General features: G+C 36.6%; 16 protein-coding genes. 8 read left to right on the forward strand and 8 right to left on the reverse strand.

What is annotated here, in order from left to right; all coding sequences use genetic code 11:
• Positions 1-131: 131 nt before the first annotated feature.
• The gene (locus V5290_RS09415; RefSeq protein ID WP_333384520.1) at positions 132-1,001 is read right to left on the reverse strand and encodes a delta-class carbonic anhydrase; all 870 of its coding nucleotides are present in this window, start codon (positions 999-1,001) and stop codon (positions 132-134) included.
• 181 nt (positions 1,002-1,182) lie between these two features.
• Here V5290_RS09415 and V5290_RS09420 point away from each other — a divergent pair, with 181 nt between their 5' ends.
• The 4 genes from V5290_RS09420 to V5290_RS09435 all read left to right on the forward strand — a co-directional run bounded on the left by V5290_RS09420 (position 1,183) and on the right by V5290_RS09435 (position 4,864).
• The gene (locus V5290_RS09420) at positions 1,183-2,064 is read left to right on the forward strand and encodes a DMT family transporter (RefSeq protein WP_333384523.1); all 882 of its coding nucleotides are present in this window, start codon (positions 1,183-1,185) and stop codon (positions 2,062-2,064) included.
• A gap of 306 nt (positions 2,065-2,370) precedes the next feature.
• The gene (locus tag V5290_RS09425) at positions 2,371-3,219 is read left to right on the forward strand and encodes a PA4780 family RIO1-like protein kinase (RefSeq protein WP_333384526.1); all 849 of its coding nucleotides are present in this window, start codon (positions 2,371-2,373) and stop codon (positions 3,217-3,219) included.
• 39 nt (positions 3,220-3,258) lie between these two features.
• On the forward strand, positions 3,259-4,350 hold the full coding sequence (locus V5290_RS09430) for a GGDEF domain-containing protein (RefSeq protein ID WP_333384529.1): 1,092 nt from the start codon (positions 3,259-3,261) through the stop codon (positions 4,348-4,350).
• A gap of 76 nt (positions 4,351-4,426) precedes the next feature.
• Positions 4,427-4,864: a TerB family tellurite resistance protein gene (locus tag V5290_RS09435; RefSeq protein ID WP_333384531.1), complete on the forward strand. Its 438-nt coding sequence runs from the start codon at positions 4,427-4,429 to the stop codon at positions 4,862-4,864.
• Positions 4,865-4,913: 49 nt separating this feature from the next.
• On the opposite strand, the gene V5290_RS09440 is transcribed toward V5290_RS09435, so the two are convergent.
• Both V5290_RS09440 and V5290_RS09445 read right to left on the reverse strand, forming a co-directional pair.
• Positions 4,914-7,004: a hypothetical protein gene (locus tag V5290_RS09440; protein WP_333384534.1), complete on the reverse strand. Its 2,091-nt coding sequence runs from the start codon at positions 7,002-7,004 to the stop codon at positions 4,914-4,916.
• A gap of 487 nt (positions 7,005-7,491) precedes the next feature.
• Positions 7,492-8,040 carry a GNAT family N-acetyltransferase gene (locus tag V5290_RS09445; RefSeq protein WP_333384536.1) on the reverse strand — a complete coding sequence of 183 codons (549 nt, stop codon included), beginning with the start codon at positions 8,038-8,040 and terminating at the stop codon, positions 7,492-7,494.
• A gap of 168 nt (positions 8,041-8,208) precedes the next feature.
• Here V5290_RS09445 and V5290_RS09450 point away from each other — a divergent pair, with 168 nt between their 5' ends.
• Both V5290_RS09450 and V5290_RS09455 read left to right on the forward strand, forming a co-directional pair.
• A complete protein-coding gene (locus V5290_RS09450) occupies positions 8,209-8,835 on the forward strand; it encodes an alpha/beta family hydrolase (RefSeq protein ID WP_416351611.1) in 627 nt (208 codons plus the stop codon).
• 199 nt (positions 8,836-9,034) lie between these two features.
• Complete coding sequence (locus V5290_RS09455; RefSeq protein WP_333384539.1) at positions 9,035-10,102, forward strand: branched-chain amino acid aminotransferase; 1,068 nt, start codon at positions 9,035-9,037, stop codon at positions 10,100-10,102.
• Positions 10,103-10,163: 61 nt separating this feature from the next.
• Here the strand turns inward: V5290_RS09455 and V5290_RS09460 are convergent, their stop codons facing one another.
• Positions 10,164-11,141: a LysR family transcriptional regulator gene (locus tag V5290_RS09460; protein WP_333384542.1), complete on the reverse strand. Its 978-nt coding sequence runs from the start codon at positions 11,139-11,141 to the stop codon at positions 10,164-10,166.
• Positions 11,142-11,276: 135 nt separating this feature from the next.
• Between V5290_RS09460 and V5290_RS09465 the strand changes: the two genes are divergently transcribed.
• Positions 11,277-12,482: a multidrug effflux MFS transporter gene (locus tag V5290_RS09465; protein ID WP_333384545.1), complete on the forward strand. Its 1,206-nt coding sequence runs from the start codon at positions 11,277-11,279 to the stop codon at positions 12,480-12,482.
• Positions 12,483-12,550: 68 nt separating this feature from the next.
• Positions 12,551-13,339, forward strand: a complete 789-nt coding sequence (locus V5290_RS09470) for a M48 family metallopeptidase (protein WP_333384548.1) — start codon at positions 12,551-12,553, stop codon at positions 13,337-13,339.
• A 70-nt stretch (positions 13,340-13,409) separates the two neighbouring features.
• On the opposite strand, the gene pntB is transcribed toward V5290_RS09470, so the two are convergent.
• The 4 genes from pntB to rapA all read right to left on the reverse strand — a co-directional run bounded on the left by pntB (position 13,410) and on the right by rapA (position 20,331).
• Positions 13,410-14,780 (reverse strand): Re/Si-specific NAD(P)(+) transhydrogenase subunit beta, encoded by a 1,371-nt coding sequence (gene pntB / locus V5290_RS09475; protein WP_333384551.1) that lies wholly within the window; start codon positions 14,778-14,780, stop codon positions 13,410-13,412.
• Between the two features lie 2 nt (positions 14,781-14,782).
• Positions 14,783-16,324, reverse strand: a complete 1,542-nt coding sequence (locus tag V5290_RS09480) for a Re/Si-specific NAD(P)(+) transhydrogenase subunit alpha (RefSeq protein WP_333384554.1) — start codon at positions 16,322-16,324, stop codon at positions 14,783-14,785.
• A 360-nt stretch (positions 16,325-16,684) separates the two neighbouring features.
• On the reverse strand, positions 16,685-17,347 hold the full coding sequence (locus V5290_RS09485; RefSeq protein WP_333384557.1) for an RluA family pseudouridine synthase: 663 nt from the start codon (positions 17,345-17,347) through the stop codon (positions 16,685-16,687).
• Positions 17,348-17,418: 71 nt separating this feature from the next.
• A complete protein-coding gene (gene rapA, locus V5290_RS09490) occupies positions 17,419-20,331 on the reverse strand; it encodes an RNA polymerase-associated protein RapA (protein ID WP_333384560.1) in 2,913 nt (970 codons plus the stop codon).
• Between the last annotated feature and the right edge of the window lie 398 nt (positions 20,332-20,729).

Genomic DNA, 20,729 nt, shown 5'->3' on the forward strand with positions numbered 1-20,729 from the left:
ATATATCACAGCTAGTAACCGTGCATAGAAAGTTAGGTTAACATTTATTTTTATTATTTTAGTTAACTAGGTGAGCTTTAAGACTCACCTATATTTTTGCTACTAACACTAAACTATTTTTAGTAAGTGCTTTAATAAGCCGATAATAATAATGGATTGGTAACTAGATTTCTCACACCATGGGCATGATTTTCTTTGTATTGGTTATCTTTGAACCATGACGCAACGGTATTAATACTAACCTTTAATACTTGAGGGCGAACACTCCATGTAACCTGAAACGGTGAACCTTGTTGGTTGTAAGCCGGCCCAGTGGTTGATCCTAAATATTGTATCGGCTGTCCTGAGTTATCTGGAATATTGATAGCCTGTGGATGATTACCTTTCATCGAGTGCTTGGTTAACTCTACAAAATCTAAAGCTTCTTTATCATTTACTAACACAAACACTTGAGATTCTACGCGAAGAGCCGGGTTTTTAGTTGAATCACTTAAACATGAACCCAGTGTAGGTCCTGGTTTTACGTTTGCTGTTGAATAAACATAATGAACTTCAATAGTGTCACCCGGAAATAATTGATGATGTAGCTCCTTAGATAAAGACACAGAAATTGGAGTTAGCTCTTCCTCCGTTAATTGTCCTGCATATAAATATCCACTGTTGTTACCTTTACCATCGCCATTACCAGCATAACGAGTAAACTCACCGCCTTTATGCTCTGCATTCTTATGAAAATGAATATTACATAGGTTCATATCCGCGGTGTTTGGTGCATATGAAAATAATTGAGTATTATTTCCTGCAATATTATCTATATCTCGTGGTGATTGAGGACCAAAGCCTTTATTTAGGGTGTTTTTTTGTAACTCAGCTCTTTGCATCTCAATAACCTGATCTGAGATTGTCTCTGATTGAATTACTGGCTGTGATGCAAAAACCGATAATGGAAGTGCAGTCGTGGTACACAATAGTAATAAGTGTTTTTTCATTAAAGTTTTCATAGCTATCCTTGCTAGTCACTACGTTATTGTAGCTAGGTTAATTTTTTGCTTATTTGTTATGTAAGCTTCTGATGTAATTAGGGTTGTTATAATAGATGAATCAAGTGTTTAAATAAATAACAGATAGGGGAAGAATAAGATAAACTATATATTCCTTGTTCTTAATCACATTAATACCAATATGTTACAAAACTTTTTCTTATCTATTCCTATTAGCTTACGTTTTATGCTGTTATCTGCCTTTTCATTTGCTTTGATGACTGCCTGTGTAAAGTTGGTAAGCACTCACAATATCCCCGTTTTTGAGATTGTTGCTGCAAGAGGCTTGGTTTCTCTGGTGATAAGCTATGTCGATATTAAACGTAAAAAAATTGCAGTGTGGGGGACCAATAAGGCGTTACTAATATCGCGAGGTGTTGTTGGAACGTTAGCTCTAATTTGTGTTTACTACGCTGTGACAACCTTACCGCTAGCGGAAGCCACGCTATTACAGTATTTATACCCTGTTTTTACTGCTTTATTAGCATTTTTCTTTCTAAAAGAACGAATCCAACGCTCGACTTTAATATGTATTGGCTTATGTTTAGTTGGCTTACTTGCGATGGTTCAACCTAATTTGGCATTAAACGGTGAAACGGTACTTCCCTGGTTTAGTGTTTTTGTTGCTCTTTTGGGGGCATTAGGTAGCGGTACTGCCTATGTAATTGTTAAACGCCTGAGTAAAACAGAAGATAGTTCAGTGATTATTTTTTATTTTCCGCTGATTGCATTACCTCTCTCTTTAGTTTTATTAGGCAATGATTTTGTTATGCCTGATAGCGAAGCCTTGCTTTTATTATTGTTTGTTGGGATATTCACCCAAGTTGGGCAGGTTGGTTTAACAAAAGCGATGCAAACTGAAGTCGCTGGTAAGGTAAGCGCATTTTCTTATGTACAGGTTGTATTTTCTACTATTCTAGGTGTTTTAATATTTAATGAAATTCCATCTGTTTGGACATTGATTGGCGGTATATTAATTATTTTAGGCGCACTGGTTAATGTTTTCGGTGGTAAGAAAAAATAATGAGTGAGCGCAGAGTTAGCTTAGGTAATTGATTCTTGCAAAGAGTAAACACTCACATTCAGGCTTGTTGACTGTGTAATAAATTAATTAATAAGCCTTAATTCCCTCAAATTGGTTATTTTGCAGATTATTTTTAGTTGAAATATGAACTATTATTGCTTTGTAATGCCTATAATTGTGCAAAAAAGAAACAACTCTTGTTTGTCTGTTTGTAGTATTATGCTCAGACAATTACTACTTAAGCTGCTGATTAATATATGTAGCATCCACTTAACCAAAATATTATTAGATAATTTAATCATATAAATGAAGATACCTAAAAGAATTCAGCCATTAATAGATGATGGCATTGTAGATGATGTGTTACGCCAGTTAATGAGCGGCAAGGAAGCCACGGTATATGTTGTTCAATGTGGTGACCAAATTCGTTGCGCTAAGGTTTATAAAGAAGCCAGTAAGCGCAGCTTTAAAAATGCTGTTTTATATAACGAAGGGCGTAAAGTTCGTAATGGTCGAAGTGCTCGTGCAATGCAAAAAGGATCGAAGTTTGGTCGTGAGCAGCAAGAGGAAATTTGGCAAAATACTGAAGTTGATACTTTGTATAAGTTCGCTGCGGCAGGTGTCAGAGTACCAACGCCCTATGGTTGTTTCGGTGGTGTATTAATTATGGACCTAATTACTGATGATGAAGGTTATGCTGCCCCTCGTTTAAATGATGTGACACTATCGCAAGATCAAGCATTAAGTCATCACGCTAAAATGATGGATTACGTGGTTCGTATGTTAAGTGTTGGCATCATTCATGGTGATTTATCAGAGTTCAATGTACTGGTGGATGAACAAGGCCCTGTAATTATCGATTTGCCACAAGCTGTTAATGCTGCCGGCAATAACAATGCTAAAAAAATGTTGTTACGCGATGTTAACAACATGACTCAATATTACTCTCAATTTGCTCCTAGCCTAGTCTCTACTCGATATGGTGAAGAGATTTGGGCTATCTTTGAAACGGGAGAGCTTTCAGATAAGACAGTTTTAACGGGACAATTTGTTGATTCTGAAGTTGCTGCGGATGTAGACAATATTTTAAATGAAATTAACGCTGCACGTGAAGAAGAGTTAGATCGTTTGGAGCGAATGACTAATCATGATTAGCCATATTCAGCATCATTAATCGGTCAGAGCCTTAATATTATGTTTTCTCGTTTTTATTCCATAATGGATGTTGGCATCCAAGGTGAGCTTCCTAGTAAAGTAGAAAAGATACGTATGTTAAACGTATTAAACTTACTGACTTTACTTGTTTCTTTTGTTTACACTGCGAACTATGTTTTTATTTTAAAAGAAGACTGTGCAGCGTTATACAATGTTATGTTAACTGGTGGGTTTGTCTTTGTCTTTTTACTCAGTTATTTCCATTGTCATAAAGCTGCTAAAATAACTTACTTTAGCTTTGTCTTATTACACCTTTTTCTATTCACTAATCTATTTTTTACCAAAGAGAGCGGTTTTCATTTTTATTATTTTTTAGTACCAATGGGCGTGTTACTGCTTTTTGAATTAAAAGAAATAATTCTAAAAATGATATTTAGCGTGGCTGCTGCGCTGTTATTTTTATATTCTGAAAATACCCTTAATCCTGATCCATTAATTATTTTAAACTCAGCGACTAATCATATACTGTATCAATCTGTGTTTTTAGTGAATATGTTTGCGATTGTTTTAGCACTAACTTTGTTTAGTAAACAGATTGAAAAACATGAATTGGAGTTAGTAAAACAGGCAACGACTGATATTTTAACTGGTATTAAAAATCGCCGTTGTTTTTTTGAGGAAGGCGAGCAGCTGTTAATTGAAGCTAATAAAACAAAACAATCAGCTACATTATTATTATTAGATTTAGATTTTTTTAAAAGTATTAACGATAAATATGGGCACTCAGTTGGAGATGAGTGTTTGGTTCAAGTCGCTAGTGTTTTGCAAAGTTTGGATTTTAAAAATAAAGTCTGTGCCCGAATTGGCGGTGAAGAGTTTGCTTTATTGTTGCCGCATTGTGGCCCGCAAAGAGGTATATTGATTGCTGATAAAATCAGAGTACAAATTGAACGTTTAGTGATCATGAATAAGAATGAAAACGTAGTGAAATGTACTACAAGTATTGGTGTCAGTTATAACATGACTAATCAAGAAAACTTGAAAGCCCTACTTGAAAAATCAGATATAGCTTTATATGAAGCAAAGGATAATGGTCGTAACCGTGTTGCTTCATACTCTGAACATGGATGAATTTTATTAAATTGGACATACTAGTATGTTTTAAGTACTTATTATCCATATAAAGAAGATATCAATAGGTTTTAATATGATTGCAAAAATTAAACAGTTTTTAAATTCAATGATCCCGCCAGATAGCCCCGAATTCGATAAATCGTTGGCTATCGTTTGCTTACTTTGCGAAGTCTGTGTGGCAGATCATGAGAGTGACTCTAAAGAAGAAGCCGCAGTCATTAATACTTTGCAAAAACTACTTAATATAGATGTGGATAATGCCAGCACATTACTGCAAGAAGGGATGAAAGAAGTGAGTACAAGTAACTCTGTATTTGACTTCACTTCGCAATTAGGAGAGTTGGATAGTGATGCGCGTATCGACTTAATCAAAGCTATGTGGGAAGTTGCCTATGCAGATGAACATTTAGATGAAATGGAAGAAGCATTGATTCGCAAAGTAGCGTCATTACTATATGTAAATCATAGTGATTTTATTAAAACTAAATTAGCGGTTACTGAAACTGATTAAGAGCCGTCAATTAGTTGTATGCTGAGCTATTAATTAGACTGAGTCGAATTTAACTATAAGCTTTTTTCTTTTTAAGTTTCTTAATATATAAAAATAGCTTTTCCGGTAAAATATTGCCTATATATCTCCGCCTAAATCCCACTTTCCATAAACATGCATAGTAGTGCTTTTTAAACTTTAGTGGGGACATCAAAGCACTCCATGATCCAGAGGTTTTAGCTAAGTGCCTCTCATAATTATGACTTCCAACATACTCTGAGTGAGTTAAGTTTCCGAATTGAACTGATTCTTTATACGTGGGATCTGTTAATAACCTTGAAATCGGGTTAATTGAAGACTCTGGGGAGATATCCATTTTCCAGCAATCATTCTCAGTTTCCATAAAGTCTTTAATAAAGTCTAATGTGCCTTCTTGAAATTCATTTATTATCGCGGTTGTTCTATGAGAAGAGATATGCTTTTCAAAGACCGGGCTTATTCCTTCTTTATCAGATTTAAAATTAATAACAGAGCCGTGGGGCGCAGAAAAAATAAACTCGAATAAATGCACGCACCCTACGACAACGTCGTAATTTTTTTTAGGCTGAGAAAAGTTGCATAAATAACCCGACATTGGTAAACCTTTTGAAACATGGCGCTGTGCTGTTTCAAATGTACCTAGGTAATAGCCCTCAACATTTATTTTTTTATCTAATAGTCGACCTAATTTTCCTATTGAGTTTTGCATGGTGCCTTGCCAGCCTATATCGACAATGGCTATTTTCTCAGCACTTATAAAATCAATTTGTTGTAAGTAGTTCGTTAAGTTTTCTCGTTCTTTAGCTGAAATATCACATACTTCTTTTGTTAATGATTTGAAAAGTGCCGCTAACTTTTCCTGATCTAATGCAGATATTATTTTATCGGTTTTACAGATAAAACCTGCTTTTTTTATCTTTTCTATGTGTTGATCTGAGTTGAGATGTATTCTTTCTAGATAATGCTCTACAGTTAAATTAGGAAAAATATTACAGAGTAATTTGAGCGATGACTCATCTATATCATCGCATATAGTTGGTATCGTAATTGCTCTGCGAGAGGCATACATATATTCACTAGGCGGGACGACCTGATGTCGATTCATTAAGTTATAAACTTTATGCATCATGTAACCATCACGTGCAAGAAAGAAAGCTTTATGAACTTGTTGCTCAATGAGTTTATTGGTTAGCCAGCGAATAAAGCCTAAATAAATAATACCACAATATATATAGCCAAAATCATACCAAAGATTGGCATTGTCATTATCTCTACGCGTAAAGACTTTGTTAATAATAGTTGCAAAGTAAATCGATTCATCAATAGATAAGCGATTGTTATATAATTCTTTTAATGCTTTAAACTCTACATGTTGAAATGCATATTCATTGGGTTTTTTATAATAATAAGTTTTAATGCCTTTTTTCATGGCATTGATGATATCTGCATAAAAGTAATCACCTATATGTAGAATACTAGAAGGCGGGCAAGCTAGCTCATTTAAAATATGACTAAATAAGGTCCCTTTAGATTTAGATTTACGAATAGTGGAAGATAGGTACAGTTTATGGAACGTACGGTACCCATTATCGTGGAGAATTTTAGTTATAACACTTTCAGGTAAGTACATGTCAGAGGTGAAAATTACTTTTTTACCGTTATCTATGCAATATTGATAGAAAGCATGCATGTATTCATTTTTGACACAGAATTTTTGTTCTGTCTGTATTTCTAACGTTTTTAATTTATCTATTATCTTATTGTCGATATGATAATTTGATTGAATATGATGGTAAATTTCATCTAAATTTAGGGATTGAACACCGCTTATTTTAGTGGCTACCTTCGTAGCTTCTGGTTCAGCTTTAATGCGTATTTTTTTGAAATCAAAGTCGAGAGCACCATACTTTTTAATATATAAACGTTCTACAATGGTAAAAATATCTGCGGGTTCTAGTACTTTCCTAACAATAACAGTGTCAAAGATATCAAAGGAGATAATATCGCTTTTGTTAATCAGTTTTTTAAAGTCTCCATTACGATATAACCGTTTGATTAACATGATGCATCTGTCGAGTATTTTTGACTTAACTTTTTTAAATTGCAGTTTTTTTAATATCATAATTAATCATCCTCAATATCATGCAAAAATTTATAAATGGTATTTACATGATATGTTTGAAGTAAAGCATCAGAGTACTTTTTCCATATAAAAACAATTACTGTTTCTAAGTTATCTGATGATGTCCATATACCTACTTTAAGATTTTACTGATTCAATTATTTTATTATTTAAACATTGTTTACTAAGGTTGATGCTTAATTTATATATAGCTGCTTTTTACTTTTCGTTGTTTTCTATAATAAGTACATACATGTCACTTAAAAATATGTAGGTGCCTTTAATCAGGAGGGGTATTTTGAGAAAAGTATTTAAAGCGAATTTAATATTAATATCAAAGTATCTTAATTAACCTTGGCGATATCTCATTTATAGTAAAAAATGAGATAATACGAATGCATTGTTAAGTTGAGTAATCAGAGTAAATATAATACTGCAACAGGCGACTTAACAAAATACCAATTTAGTTTAAATTTTCTTTTAAAACCTATTTTAGTAACTTTTTTAATAGATAATCAGTCTGAATATCACCACCCATATCAAACCCATGCTCACCGAATTTGAAAAAGCCCATTTTATTGTAGAATTTTAATGCCGGTTGATTATCTTCCCACACACCTAACCACAGATACTGTTTATCTTGCTGTTCAGCACGTTCAACGGCAAAATTAATTAATTGATGGCCTAACCCTTTGCCTAAAAATTGTTGTAAAAGGTAAATTTTTTCAACTTCTAGAGCTTCATGGTCGGCTAAATCGGTCTGGGCACTACCCACATTAAGCTTTAAAAATCCTGCTATTTGAGCTGTTTTATCGTTAATTGGTGATGAATAAATAAAGTAGAACTCACTTTCTGGGTTACTTAGTTGGTTCGAAAGCAGGTTTATATTTAATGATTCTTGATAGTACTTTTGTAACAAGTCTTCACTATTACTGTCTGCAAAGGTTTGCTGGTAGGTCTCAATGGCAATTTCTCTTAATAAAGCAACTTGCGTTAAGCTGCATTTTTGCATGTTATTGGGGATAGTTGTTTGCATCATCTTCCTTAAGTTTCCAATTAAGCCCTTAGTCGTAAGTTTTACATTTTAAATTAACTATTTCAGAGTCGCAAAATTAACGTGTAGAAATATGTTTATATCAGTTAATTTAAAGGAGGGATTGGTATAATAAGTATTATTGATTTTTAGTCATTAATTGAGAATATGATGGAAGTAATTTTTAATGGGCCTGAAGATGGACCACTATTTGTTTTTGCTCATGGCGCTGGCGCGCCTTTAACCTCTGATTTTATGCAAGCTGTTAGTCTGGGGCTCGCAGACCAAGGTATTCGAGTTGCTCGTTTTAATTTTAATTATATGCAGCAACGAGTTGATACAGGTAGTCGTCGGCCACCTGAACGTGCTCCGAAACTGATTGAGCAATTTATACAACTTATTAATGATTTTGAGCAACCTATGGTGATCGGTGGTAAGTCAATGGGAGGGCGTATGGCGAGTTTATTAATGGCTGAGCATACACTGCCTCAAGTGAAAGGTGTCGCTTGTTTAGGCTACCCTTTTCATCCGCAAGGTAAGCCGGAAAAATTACGGGTTGAACATTTAGCTCAGATCAAGGTTCCTGTAGCGATTTTACAAGGAACAAGAGATAAGCTAGGCAATCAGGAAGAAGTTACCAGTTATTGCCTACCTAATGAGTTTCTGTTGCATTGGTTAGAAGATGGTGATCATGATCTTAAACCAAGAGTAAAAAGTGGTTTGACACATACTCAACATATTCAATCTAGCATTGATTATTTAGCGAATTATATTAAACAATGTGTCTTTACTCATTAAAAAGTTCGCTTTTAGAGCTATTGCTCGAAAACTATTCATTATTTAGACGGTAAATTAGCTTAATCTGCATTTATTTGTAAAAGAAGTGTGGATGTATTGTTGATTATTTTTTAAAATCGACATTCGGTCGACATATAAGCAATGATACCTGTACTTTTCATCCATTGTCGTAAAGCATTTAGTTACAGAAGGGAGTTACATGTCAATTGATATCAAACCGCTAGCAGTTGCAGAGCGAAATGCCTGTCCGGCAGAATTTAGTTTTGGTGAAGTATTTGCCGACCACATGTTTACACAAACTTATGATGTAAACCAAAAGTGGTCAAATGCTGAAATCAAACCTTATCAAACACTGCAATTAGACCCATCAGCTTCGGTTTTACATTACGGCCAAGAGATCTTTGAAGGTATGAAAGCCTACCGTACAGAGAAGGGGGATATTCATTTATTCCGTCCTCGTGAAAACTTTAAACGTTTTAATCGTTCTGCTGCGCGTATGGTTATGCCTGAGATTGATGTCGAGTTTCACCTTAATGCATTAATGGAACTACTCAAAATAGATAATAAATGGGTACCTGAAAAAAATGGTACATCATTATATATTCGTCCAACAATGATTGCGACAGGTGCAAAATTAGGCTTGGGTGCGAGTGATAAATACTTACACTTTATTATTACTGGTCCTGCTGGCGCATACTTTAAAGATGGTTTCTCACCTGTTTCTGTTTATGTTGCAGATAAATACCGTCGTGCAGTTGTTGGTGGAGTTGGCGAAGCAAAAACGGGCGGTAACTACGCGGCAAGTTTATACATGTCTGAAGATGTTGCAGCACGAGGTTACTCTCAAGTACTTTGGTTAGATGCAATTCACGGCAAATATATCGAAGAAGTTGGCGCGATGAACATCTGCTTTGTTTACGGTGACCATATCGTTACACCTAAACTAAGCGGCAGTATTTTGCCTGGTATTACACGAGATTCAATTTTACAATTAGCTCCTACACTTGGTTACACTGTATCTGAAGAGCAATTAGCAATAGAAGATATTTTAGCGGATATTAAAAGCGGTAAAATCACTGAAGCCTTTGGTTGTGGTACGGCAGCGGTTATCTCTCCAGTAGGCCAATTATGTTGGAAAGACGTCGATTACTTTATCAATGATAATAAAGCCGGCGAAGTTTCTCGTAACTTATACGATGAGCTAACGGGTATTCAATACGGTCTTCGTGAAGATAAATTTGGTTGGATAGAAAAAGTAGATTGTTAATCATTTAGTTTTCTTTTTATATTCCTATTATCAAGGCGCTATTTAGCGCCTTTTTTGATGTCTAATAGATATCACTATTATTATTCTTAAATGCATTATCAACACTATCACAAATCATATTTCTCACCCACTGATGACCTGGCTCATCGGTATTTCCTTTATGCCATAACAACACGTAAGCCATTTCATGGAGTTGAAAAGGTAATGGGATCTGTTTAAGTGGGTATAGCTTTTGTGCATGTGGAACAAAGCTGGTTGGTAATGTAAAGATTAAGTCGCTATGTGCACATACACTGGCACCACCATAAAAATCTGGTAGCGTACTGATGATATTACGTTGTTTATTATGCTTTTCTAGAGCAAAATCAATTGCCCAAAACTTATTACCTTCACAACTTACCTGCAAGTGATTACATGCTAAGTAGCCTTGTATATCCCAAGTATTATTCTCGACATGTTGTAATGCTGGGTGGTGTTCATTGACTAAGCATGTTTGATGGTCGCAGAATAAAATCTTATAGGCTAATTCATCAGGTAAATTATCGATTTTTAGCTGTTGCTTATCATCATAATCTATACCGGTAATACCAAACTCTACCTTTCCCTTTTGTAAGTCCTGCATCGAGCCTTCTTTCCAACCCAAAATATCTAAGTGAATACGACTAGCTTGCTGTAATAAAGGCCCAATAAACGAAGGTAATAAAGTTGCGTATGCACTTTCCAGCATACTAATAGAAAAGTGTCGGTCACTGTTTAAAGGATCAAAACTAGGCGCTTGGGTAAGTTGGTATAGCCCTTGTAGTAATTTAGGCAGCTTTTGTTGTAAATTTAGTGCATGGGTAGTAGGTTTTAAGCCGTGTGCAGTTCTGGTAAATAGAGGATCTTGTAAATGTAAGCGTAAGCGAGACAGGCTTTTACTTAATGCTGATTGGCTGACATTTAAGCGAGTAGCTGCTCGAGTAACACTTTTTTCTTCTAATAAAACTTGCAAGATAACTAATAAATTAAGGTCTATTCGAGTAAGTTTATCAATATGCATAGATATTCCTGTAGGGAAAATAAGAGCTGAATTAATATCATTTCTGTTCATATCATAGTTGATTTACACTAGCATTGTTATCAGTTTAATGTCACAAATTGACATTTTAGTTTCGTTATTTTTAAAGAGAGAGTTATGAGCCGTAAGTTGTTACCAATCTTAATGATGATGGTGGTGTTAAGCCCACTGGCCATCGATATCTATTTACCATCTATGCCTGAAATGGCCGTTGAATTTGGGGTATCAGATACACAAGTTCAATCGACATTAATATTGTTTATTTTATCGATGGGGATAGGGCAAGTATTAATTGGTCCATTAGCTGATAGATATGGGCGTAGACCAATTGCCTTGGTGGGAATTTGTTTGTATATCGCGAGTAGTTTTTTTGCGTCAGTTGTGGTTCAGTTTGAATATTTACAACTAGCGCGTGTACTTCAAGGGATTGCTGCTTGTGCCACATCGATTGTTGTATTTAGTGCTGTGAGAGACAAGTTTAATGTACAGCAAAGCGCACATTATTATAGTTATTTGAACGGTGTTATTTGTGTCATTCCCGCTTTAGCGCCAACTTTAGGTGGATTTTTAGCATTACACTTTGGCTGGAGAGCTTCGTTTATCTTTATGACAGCGTTTGCTGTTTTAGTGCTTTTTATTGTTGCCTTTAGGTTACCAGAAACGCGTCCTGAACATGCTAATAACCATGCTGCTTTATATCGTTGGGCGCGTTATCAACCGGTATTAGCTAATAGCCAGTTTATCTTCTATGCACTGACTTGTATGATCGGTATGGCGAGTATTTTAACTTATGTTTCTTATGCGCCGAGTTGGATCATCAAACATATAGGCTTGTCTGAATTAACTTTTAGTTACCTATTTGGTTTTAATGCGATCATTAATATTATTGCCTGTTTTGCTGCCCCTAAGGTGATTAAAAAGGTTGGTAATCATCAAACGGTTAGTATAGCGTTATGGTTGATGGTGTTATCTGGTGCGCTGCAATTAGTTTTGCAACAGTTACCTTTTACTAACCTATTAATAGGTGGTTTATATTATATGTCTCCTATGCTGCTGTTATGTGTTGGTTTCGCGCTTTTATTAGGGCCTGCTACCTCGATGGCTTTAAGCGCTTTTGGTGAACGAGCGGGTACTGCAAGTGCGTTATTAGGTTGTATTCAAATGACAGGCGCAGCTTTGTTAACTGGGTTATTACAACAAACTAGTTTAACTGGTCCTTATGCAGCTACTTTAATGATTGGTGGCAGTGGTTTGTTATTGTTAGTTATTATGACGCTACCTAAATATAAACATTGGCATCAAGAGCGCTCTAGTTACGCTTAAAATTTATTCGCATTCTTAGTATTAGCTTGAGATAATAGCTCCATTACAATTTTGTCAATGGAGTTATGATGAAACATTCCTTATCTAAATTATCCCTCATTAGTAGTTCCCTGTTACTCGCTGCCTGCGTGACCTCTTCACCCACTGGACGTAATCAAGTGTTGTTATTTGATGGTTCTGAAATGGCTACATTGGGTGCGAATTCCTTTGAAGAGATAAAAAAGCAGGAAACCATTAATCAAGACCCAGCAGTTAATGCGTATGTGCAATGTGTGAGTAAGCAGATAACTGATACTTTGGGCGAACAACCTGACTTTGATGAATGGGAAGTGGTGGTTTTCGATAGTGATCAAGTTAATGCCTTTGCGTTACCAGGTGGTAAAATTGGTGTTTATACAGGATTGTTATCTGTAGCTAAAACCCAAGATCAGCTGGCAACAGTGATTGGCCATGAAATCGCACATGTACAAGCAAATCACTCTAATGAACGTTTGTCTTCAAGCCAAATTACTGGTTATGGAACATCTGCGATTGGTGTTGCGGTTAGCGGCAGTGAATACTCTGAGATAGGGCTAGCTGCATTAGGGTTAGGTGTGCAATATGGTATTACGATGCCGTACGGCAGAGCACAAGAATCAGAAGCTGATATTGTAGGTTTACATTTAATGAGTGAAGCAGGTTTTGACCCATTACAAAGTGTAGAGTTATGGAAAAATATGGCGATTGCCTCAGGTGGAGCTGAACCGATGGAGTTTTTATCTACTCACCCTTCAAATACAACGCGTATTAATGATTTACAAAGTGAATTGAAGAACCTTAAACAAAGTAATCTTCAGGCCCCAAATTGCAGCGCTTAATAACGTTATAATGCAATACAAACAAAAATGCCGAATCAATTGATTCGGCATTTTTAATTAAAACGTTAGATTAAAGGTTAGATAGAATTGCGTCTACCGATGCTTTTGCATCACCTAATAACATTTCAGAGTTCTCATTAAAGAACAGTGGGTTTTGTACGCCAGCGTAACCAGCACCCATTGAACGTTTAAATACAACTACTTTCTCTGCTTCCCAAACGTTAAGTACTGGCATACCTGAAATCGGTGTACCTGGCTCATTTGCCGCAGGGTTAACAGTATCATTTGCACCAATAACTAATACAACATCAGTTTCAGGGAAATCTTCGTTGATTTCATCCATCTCTAATACGATATCGTAAGGTACTTTTGATTCAGCAAGTAATACGTTCATGTGGCCTGGTAAACGACCTGCAACTGGGTGAATACCGAAACGTACGTTTTTACCTTTAGCACGTAATTGCTTAGTAATTTCAGCAACAGGGTATTGTGCTTGTGCAACAGCCATACCGTAACCAGGTACGATGATGATGTTTTTAGCCGCTTTAAGAGACTCTGCAACTTGTTGTGCAGTTGTTTCTGTATGCTCGCCGTACTCTTGGTCGCCTTGTGCAAAGGTTTCGTTACCGAAGCCACCTAAGATTACGCTTACAAATGAACGGTTCATCGCTTTACACATGATGTAAGAAAGAATCGCACCACTTGAACCTACTAACGCACCTGTGATGATCAACAAGTCATTTGCTAGCATGAAACCAGTTGCTGCCGCAGCCCAACCAGAGTAAGAGTTAAGCATTGATACTACTACTGGCATATCTGCACCACCAATAGAAGCAACTAAATGCCAACCGAATGCTAATGCAATTACAGTCATAATGATAAGTGCTGTTAAGCCTAAATCACCGCTAACAAAAGCAACTAATAATAATGCTGCTGCTGTTACTGCTGCAATGTTGATCCAGTTTTTACCTGGTAGAGATAAAGCTGCACTGTTTACTTTACCGCTTAGTTTACCGTATGCAACGATAGAACCAGTGAAAGTAACTGCACCGATAAAGATACCTAAGAACACTTCAACATCGTGAATTGTTTGTGCAGCAGGCTCTAAAATTGCATGGTCTAAGTATGAATTGAAACCGATAAAGGTTGCAGCTAAACCAACGAAGCTATGTAAGATAGCGATTAGCTCTGGCATTGAAGTCATTTCAACTTTTAATGCTAAACGAACACCGATACCAGCACCAACAGCCATTGCGATAGTGATGTAACCTAAGCCACTCACTTGTGAGCTAGCAATCGTAGCTGCAATCGCAATGACCATACCGATAATACCAAATAGGTTACCGCGTTTTGCGCTTTCTTGGCTGCTTAAGCCATTAAGGCTACCAATAAATAGGATAGCCGAGATGATGTACGCAGCTGTAATTAATCCTTGAGACATGTTTATTTATCCTTCTGGAACATTTTCAACATACGGTGTGTTACGGTAAATCCGCCCACTATGTTGATGGTTGCAATAAGAATTGCAATTGTTGAAAGAGCTGTGACGACGTTATTGTCACTACCTACTTGCAGTAATGCACCGATGATAATGATGCCACTGATTGCATTTGTTACACTCATTAATGGAGTATGTAGTGAATGAGCAACATTCCAAACAACACCGTAACCAACAATACATGCCAGCATAAATACAGTGAAGTGCGCTAGGAAGTCTGTTGGTGCAACACTTGCTAACCAACCAAATAAACCAGCAGCAACAACAGCAACAGCAGGTTTAATCCATTTGTTTGGTTCTTTTTCTTCAACAACTTCTTCTACTTTCTCTTCAGCTTTTGGCGTTGGAGCAGCGCTTACGTTAATTGCTGGTGGTGGCCAAGAAATTTCACCTTCTTTAACAACTGTTGCACCACGAATAACTTCATCTTCAAAGTCGATATCAATTTGACCATCTTTGTTTTTACAAAGTAGTTTCATCAAGTTAACTAAGTTTGTTGCGTATAGTTGACTTGATTGTGTTGGTAAACGACTTGGTAAGTCAGTGTAGCCAATGATTTTAACGCCATTTTCAGTTTCAAAGACTTCGTCTTTCACTGTTAATGCTGCGTTACCACCAGCCGCTGCTGCTAAATCAACAATCACGCTACCTGGTTTCATTGATTTGATCATATCTTCTGAAATGATCTTAGGTGCTGGTTTACCTGGGATAAGTGCCGTTGTGATGATGATATCAACATCTTTAGCTTGTTCAGCCATCATTTCAGCTTGCGCTTTTTGATAACCTTCACTCATTGTTTTAGCGTAACCCGTTGTACTGACTTCTGTTTCCTCAACGTAATTTACTTCAAGGAATTCACCACCCATACTTTCAATTTGCTCTTTAACTTCAGGGCGAGTATCGAATGCACGAACAATTGCACCAAGGCTACCAGCAGCACCAAGTGCAGCTAGACCCGCAACACCAGCACCAACGATCAATACTTTAGCTGGTGGTACTTTACCTGCAGCTGTGATTTGACCAGTGAAGAAGCGACCAAATTGGTTTGCAGCTTCAATAACGGCACGGTAACCAGCGATATTCGCCATTGAACTAAGTGCATCTAATGCTTGTGCACGTGAAGTACGTGGAACACTGTCCATCGCAATAACACTGATGTTTTTAGCTTCTAGTTGCTTTAATAGTTCTGGGTTTTGAGCAGGCCAAATAAAGCTTACTAATGTAGCGCCTTCTTTGATTAATTGAATTTCTGCTTGAGTCGGCGCATTAACTTTAAAGATAATGTCTGATTGTAAAACAGTTTCAGCTTCAGTGCTGATTTCAGCGCCAGCTTCTTGGTAAGATGAATCAGAAAAGCTTGCTGCTGATCCTGCATTTTGTTCTACAAGAAATGTGAAACCTTGTTTAATAAGTAGGGCAACAGTACTAGGTGTTGCCGCTACACGGTTTTCATTTTCTTGGATCTCTCTAGGTATACCTATCTGCATAGTAATTCCATGATCGCTTATTATTAAAGATTGTTATCGAGGTTTATTTTGGGTGTCATTTAAAAAATGCAGCTGACATTAATCACCTGCATTTTTTAAATAGCGCTAACACCACAAAGCCAAGATAACGCGTTTGATTGATTTATAAAGCTGTCGATTAATTATGTATTACGACAATTTTCAGCAAGTTAAAGCTTAGTGAAAAATAAGGATGAACGCTACCATTTTAAGGTTCTTTACATAGTTTTTATGCAACATAAAGGTTACTTAATATAACCATTGATAATAAGTAACCTGAATTGTAAATCTAATGTTAAAAAATAAAGACAAAAGATTAATTTTCATACTTAGATGTTAAATTTACAAAAAAGGAGCTGGGCATTCAAAATTAACTCGTAATTCTGAAGAAGGGTGGGTGATGGTGATACTTGCAGCATGTAATGCTAATCGATTTGGAGAATATTTTTTACCGAACTCAGTAGCATAAAACTCATCGCCAACAATAGGGTGACCCAGTTGTTGCATATGAACACGTAATTGATGTGTTCTTCCAGTTAAAGGGATTAGTTTTACTAGGGTGGTTTGCTTTTCTCTTTTAACTACTTGCCACTCTGTTTGTGAGCTTTTACCTTGCTCAAAGTCAACAATTTGGCGAGGCCTGTTTTCCCAATCGCAACGTAAAGGTAAGTCGATTAACCCTCCGTCTTCTTTGATAACACCTTCAACACGAGCGAAGTAAGTTTTATCGATTACTTTTTGTTGGAATTGTCGTCCCATGTGGCTTTGTGCTGATTTACGTAAGGCTAAAATAATAATGCCGGAAGTGGCCATATCTAATCGGTGTACTACACAAGCTTCAGGCCATACACGCAAGACACGCAGTGCTAAACTATCTTTATGCCATGGATCTCTTCCTGGCACACTTAATAATCCAGAGGGCTTATTCAATACAACAATATCTTGATCTTGATAAAGAATATCAAGATAAGGAGACATGGGTGGGTTATAAACAAAATTTGGCATAATAATTACCGATATAGTGACTAATGCAGACCATTAGATATTGCTAATGGCCCGTAAATATCAATGCTAGATTATGTGTGAGTTGAAACAATGAAACGAATCGCATCTAACTTCAATTGTGTATTATCTAAAATCTGCTCAAAGTTAGTTTGCTGATCTCGGATGTGTTGGATCTCTTCTTCACGGATATTAGGATTAACCGCTTTTAATGCTAATAGGCGATCTCTTTCCTGTTGTAGCGTACGTTGCATATTTTGTTTCGCTTCATCAAGAATATCAGCCATTAACGTTTGTGCCGTAGGCAGAGATTGCTTAATCAATTGATGTATTAACGGCTGAGAAGCATTCGCTACTTTACGGCTAATATGACGATTAATAGGGCTTAATTGACGATCAAAGCTATCAAAAGTTACATTTTCACCCAAGTTTTTAGCATTCTTGTCTAACAGCAATCTTATCGGTGTTGTCGGTAAGAAACGACTCAATTGTGCATTATCAGTATTGAGCGCTTCAACAACGTAAATTAACTCTAGAAATGTTGAGGCAGCCGGTAATGAGTTGTTTTTTAAGATTGCAACAGAGGTAGTCCCTGTATCTGAGCTTAATACCATCTCCATGCCATGACTGATTAAAGGATGTTCCCAAGTTAAGTAGGAAACGTCATCACGACTTAATGCAGTTTGACGATTAAATGTAACGGTAACACCTTCTTCTGGTAAGCCAGGGTAATCACTTGCTAACATATTACTAGTAGGTTTCAAGATTAAGCATTGATCGCTGCTATCTTCTTGTTGTACCCCTAAGACATCAAACATCTGTAATGCAAAGCCAGTGAAGTGTGGTAACTGATCTATCTCAGTCATATCATCAAGTAAATTACTATTCTGTAGAACACCACTAGAGTTAATTTCTAATAACTTATCACGGCCTTGTTCTAAGTTTGCTTTAAGCTCAGAATTTAATTTTGCTGTACGTTTAATTAATTGATCTAGTTGACCTTGCTCATTATCACCAGTTGCTAACAAGTTAATCAGCTCATCTTTTACTGATTCATAAACAGTATGACCAGTAGGTGTTGTTTGTGTGAAAGCTGATAAACCTTGTTCATACCATTGTTGTAAAAACTCCTGAGAGGTGTCTTTAAGGTATGGCGTATAAATTTGGATATCACAACGTTGACCAATGCGATCTAAACGCCCAATACGTTGTTCCAGTAGATCTGGGTTAATTGGTAGATCGAATAGCACTAGGTGATGAGAGAACTGGAAGTTACGGCCTTCTGAACCAATCTCAGAGCATACCATTACCTGTGCGCCATCTTCGACTTGCGCAAAGTATGCTGCTGCTTTATCACGTTCAATTAGCGATAAACCTTCATGGAAAACTGCTGCTTTAATTGCTTCACGTGTACGTAATGCTTCTTCAATAGCCAATGCCGTTTGAGCTTGAGCTGCAATGATTAGAATTTTCTCATTTTTATTTTGCTGTACAAGATCAATAATCCAGCTAATGCGTGGATCAAATGCACACCAAGAGTTATCTGTAGATGCTTCAAATGCTTGATAGATTTGTTCAGGATAAAGTGCAGAGAAAGCTTGTTCTTCAAGGCTACCCACTGGCATCATTTTTGATACTTTAAGTGCGGTTTTATATTGATCTGGTAAAGTTAACGCAACTGATTTTAATAAACGTTTAGGGAAACCTTTGATCGCAGAACGTGTATTTCTAAATAATAAACGGCCTGTCCCGTGTCTGTCTAATAAACCACGAATTAGTTCACGTTGTGCAACTTGTTGCTGTTCCGGGTCAACCGTAATATCTGAAATAGTTTTAAGTAACGGTTCTACATCCTGTTCTGATAAGAGTTCTGTAATGCTGTTTTTAGCTTCATCTGTTAAGAACTTACCATCAAGTAGTTGGTTAACAGCTTCAACAACCGGTTTATAACCTGCTTCTTCGTTCACAAAAGCTTGGTAATCATAAAAACGGTTTGGATCAAGCAAACGCAAACGTGCAAAGTGACTTTCGTGCCCTAGCTGATCTGGAGTTGCTGTTAATAACAATACACCTGGAATCTCGTTAGCTAATTTCTCAACTGCATTATATTGCGGGCTAGGTTTCTCTTTATCCCAAATTAAATGATGTGCTTCGTCGACGATCATTAGATCCCAAGTTGCTAACAGTGCGTTTTTCAAATGCTTTTGCTTACGTAATAGATCAATACTACATAAAACAAGTTGCTCAGTATCAAAAGGGTTAACAGCATCTAAGTAAGCTTCTTCACAGCGAGTCTCATCAAAAATACTAAAGTGCAGGTTGAAACGGCGCAGCATTTCAACTAGCCACTGGTGCTGTAAATTTTCAGGTAAAACAATCAATACGCGTTTAGCTCGGCCCGTGATTAGCTGTTGATGCATGATCAAACCAGCTTCAATCGTTTTACCTAGCCCTACTTCATCTGCTAATAAAATGCGTGGCGCATGACGTTGTCCTACTTCCTCTGCAATATAAAATTGGTGGGGAATTAGGTCAACACGAGCACCTAATAAACCACGTAAGTGCGAACGCTGTTGTTCATGCTGATTTAGTAATGATTTATAACGTAAAACAAAACGATCAAATTTATCAATTTGGCCTGCAAACAATTTATCTTGAGGTTTATTAAATTTAATAAAATTATTGAGGAAGGTTTCTCTTAGTTGAGTTTCTTCACCAGTATCTTTTCGTGTACCTATGTAAGTAATGATATTTTCGCTTTCTTCTATATCCGTTACTAAAAGAGACCAATCAGCATGACTTAATACTTCATCTCCAATATTGAAACGTACACGTGTTACTGGCGCTTCTTCTATTGAATAAAGGCGCTGTTCACCTGATGCTGCAAATAGCAGCGTTAACATACGTCCCTCTATTGCGACTACTGTACCTAAACCTAACTCTGATTCAGCGTCACTAATCCAACGCTGGCCTAACGAAAATGTCATAAAAACTCACTCATTAATTGTAACTAAATAAAACTTAATAGCAGAAAAGGCGCGTATGTTACCTAAATCCCATTCAAAGGTACTAGTGATAAATCTAATAAATAGATAAAAATAAAAATAGCATATAAATGAAGAAAAAAGAGAGGTTTGTATGTTAATTGAGCAAACGAATTTAAATTACAAATAATCGTAATAAAACGCTTGCCAATGTGATCTTAATCCCTATAATGCGCACCCACAGACACGGGACGGAACGCAAGTTACCCAACGAGTTTGAGAGCAAAACTAACGCAGTAAACGATTTGAAGTTCGCTTCAAAATAAAGTTGAAATAAGACGTTGACATTGTTCGAAAGGCGCGTAATATACGCCGCCTAGCCGAAAGGCACGCTCTTTAAC

This window comes from Psychromonas arctica, assembly GCF_036697365.1.
GTDB lineage: Bacteria > Pseudomonadota > Gammaproteobacteria > Enterobacterales > Psychromonadaceae > Psychromonas > Psychromonas arctica_A.

Excerpts from the sequence above, each read along its gene's own strand:
- V5290_RS09485 (WP_333384557.1), bottom strand. The coding sequence starts at position 17,347 with ATGCCAAATTTTGTTTATAACCCACCCATGTCTCCTTATCTTGATATT.
- V5290_RS09430 (WP_333384529.1), top strand. The coding sequence starts at position 3,259 with ATGTTTTCTCGTTTTTATTCCATAATGGATGTTGGCATCCAAGGTGAG.
- V5290_RS09470 (WP_333384548.1), top strand. The coding sequence starts at position 12,551 with ATGAAACATTCCTTATCTAAATTATCCCTCATTAGTAGTTCCCTGTTA.
- rapA (WP_333384560.1), bottom strand. The coding sequence starts at position 20,331 with ATGACATTTTCGTTAGGCCAGCGTTGGATTAGTGACGCTGAATCAGAG.
- V5290_RS09460 (WP_333384542.1), bottom strand. The coding sequence starts at position 11,141 with ATGCATATTGATAAACTTACTCGAATAGACCTTAATTTATTAGTTATC.
- V5290_RS09420 (WP_333384523.1), top strand. The coding sequence starts at position 1,183 with ATGTTACAAAACTTTTTCTTATCTATTCCTATTAGCTTACGTTTTATG.
- V5290_RS09455 (WP_333384539.1), top strand. The coding sequence starts at position 9,035 with ATGTCAATTGATATCAAACCGCTAGCAGTTGCAGAGCGAAATGCCTGT.
- V5290_RS09435 (WP_333384531.1), top strand. The coding sequence starts at position 4,427 with ATGATTGCAAAAATTAAACAGTTTTTAAATTCAATGATCCCGCCAGAT.
- V5290_RS09415 (WP_333384520.1), bottom strand. The coding sequence starts at position 1,001 with ATGAAAACTTTAATGAAAAAACACTTATTACTATTGTGTACCACGACT.
- V5290_RS09440 (WP_333384534.1), bottom strand. The coding sequence starts at position 7,004 with ATGATATTAAAAAAACTGCAATTTAAAAAAGTTAAGTCAAAAATACTC.
- V5290_RS09450 (WP_416351611.1), top strand. The coding sequence starts at position 8,209 with ATGGAAGTAATTTTTAATGGGCCTGAAGATGGACCACTATTTGTTTTT.
- V5290_RS09465 (WP_333384545.1), top strand. The coding sequence starts at position 11,277 with ATGAGCCGTAAGTTGTTACCAATCTTAATGATGATGGTGGTGTTAAGC.
- V5290_RS09480 (WP_333384554.1), bottom strand. The coding sequence starts at position 16,324 with ATGCAGATAGGTATACCTAGAGAGATCCAAGAAAATGAAAACCGTGTA.
- pntB (WP_333384551.1), bottom strand. The coding sequence starts at position 14,780 with ATGTCTCAAGGATTAATTACAGCTGCGTACATCATCTCGGCTATCCTA.
- V5290_RS09425 (WP_333384526.1), top strand. The coding sequence starts at position 2,371 with ATGAAGATACCTAAAAGAATTCAGCCATTAATAGATGATGGCATTGTA.
- V5290_RS09445 (WP_333384536.1), bottom strand. The coding sequence starts at position 8,040 with ATGCAAACAACTATCCCCAATAACATGCAAAAATGCAGCTTAACGCAA.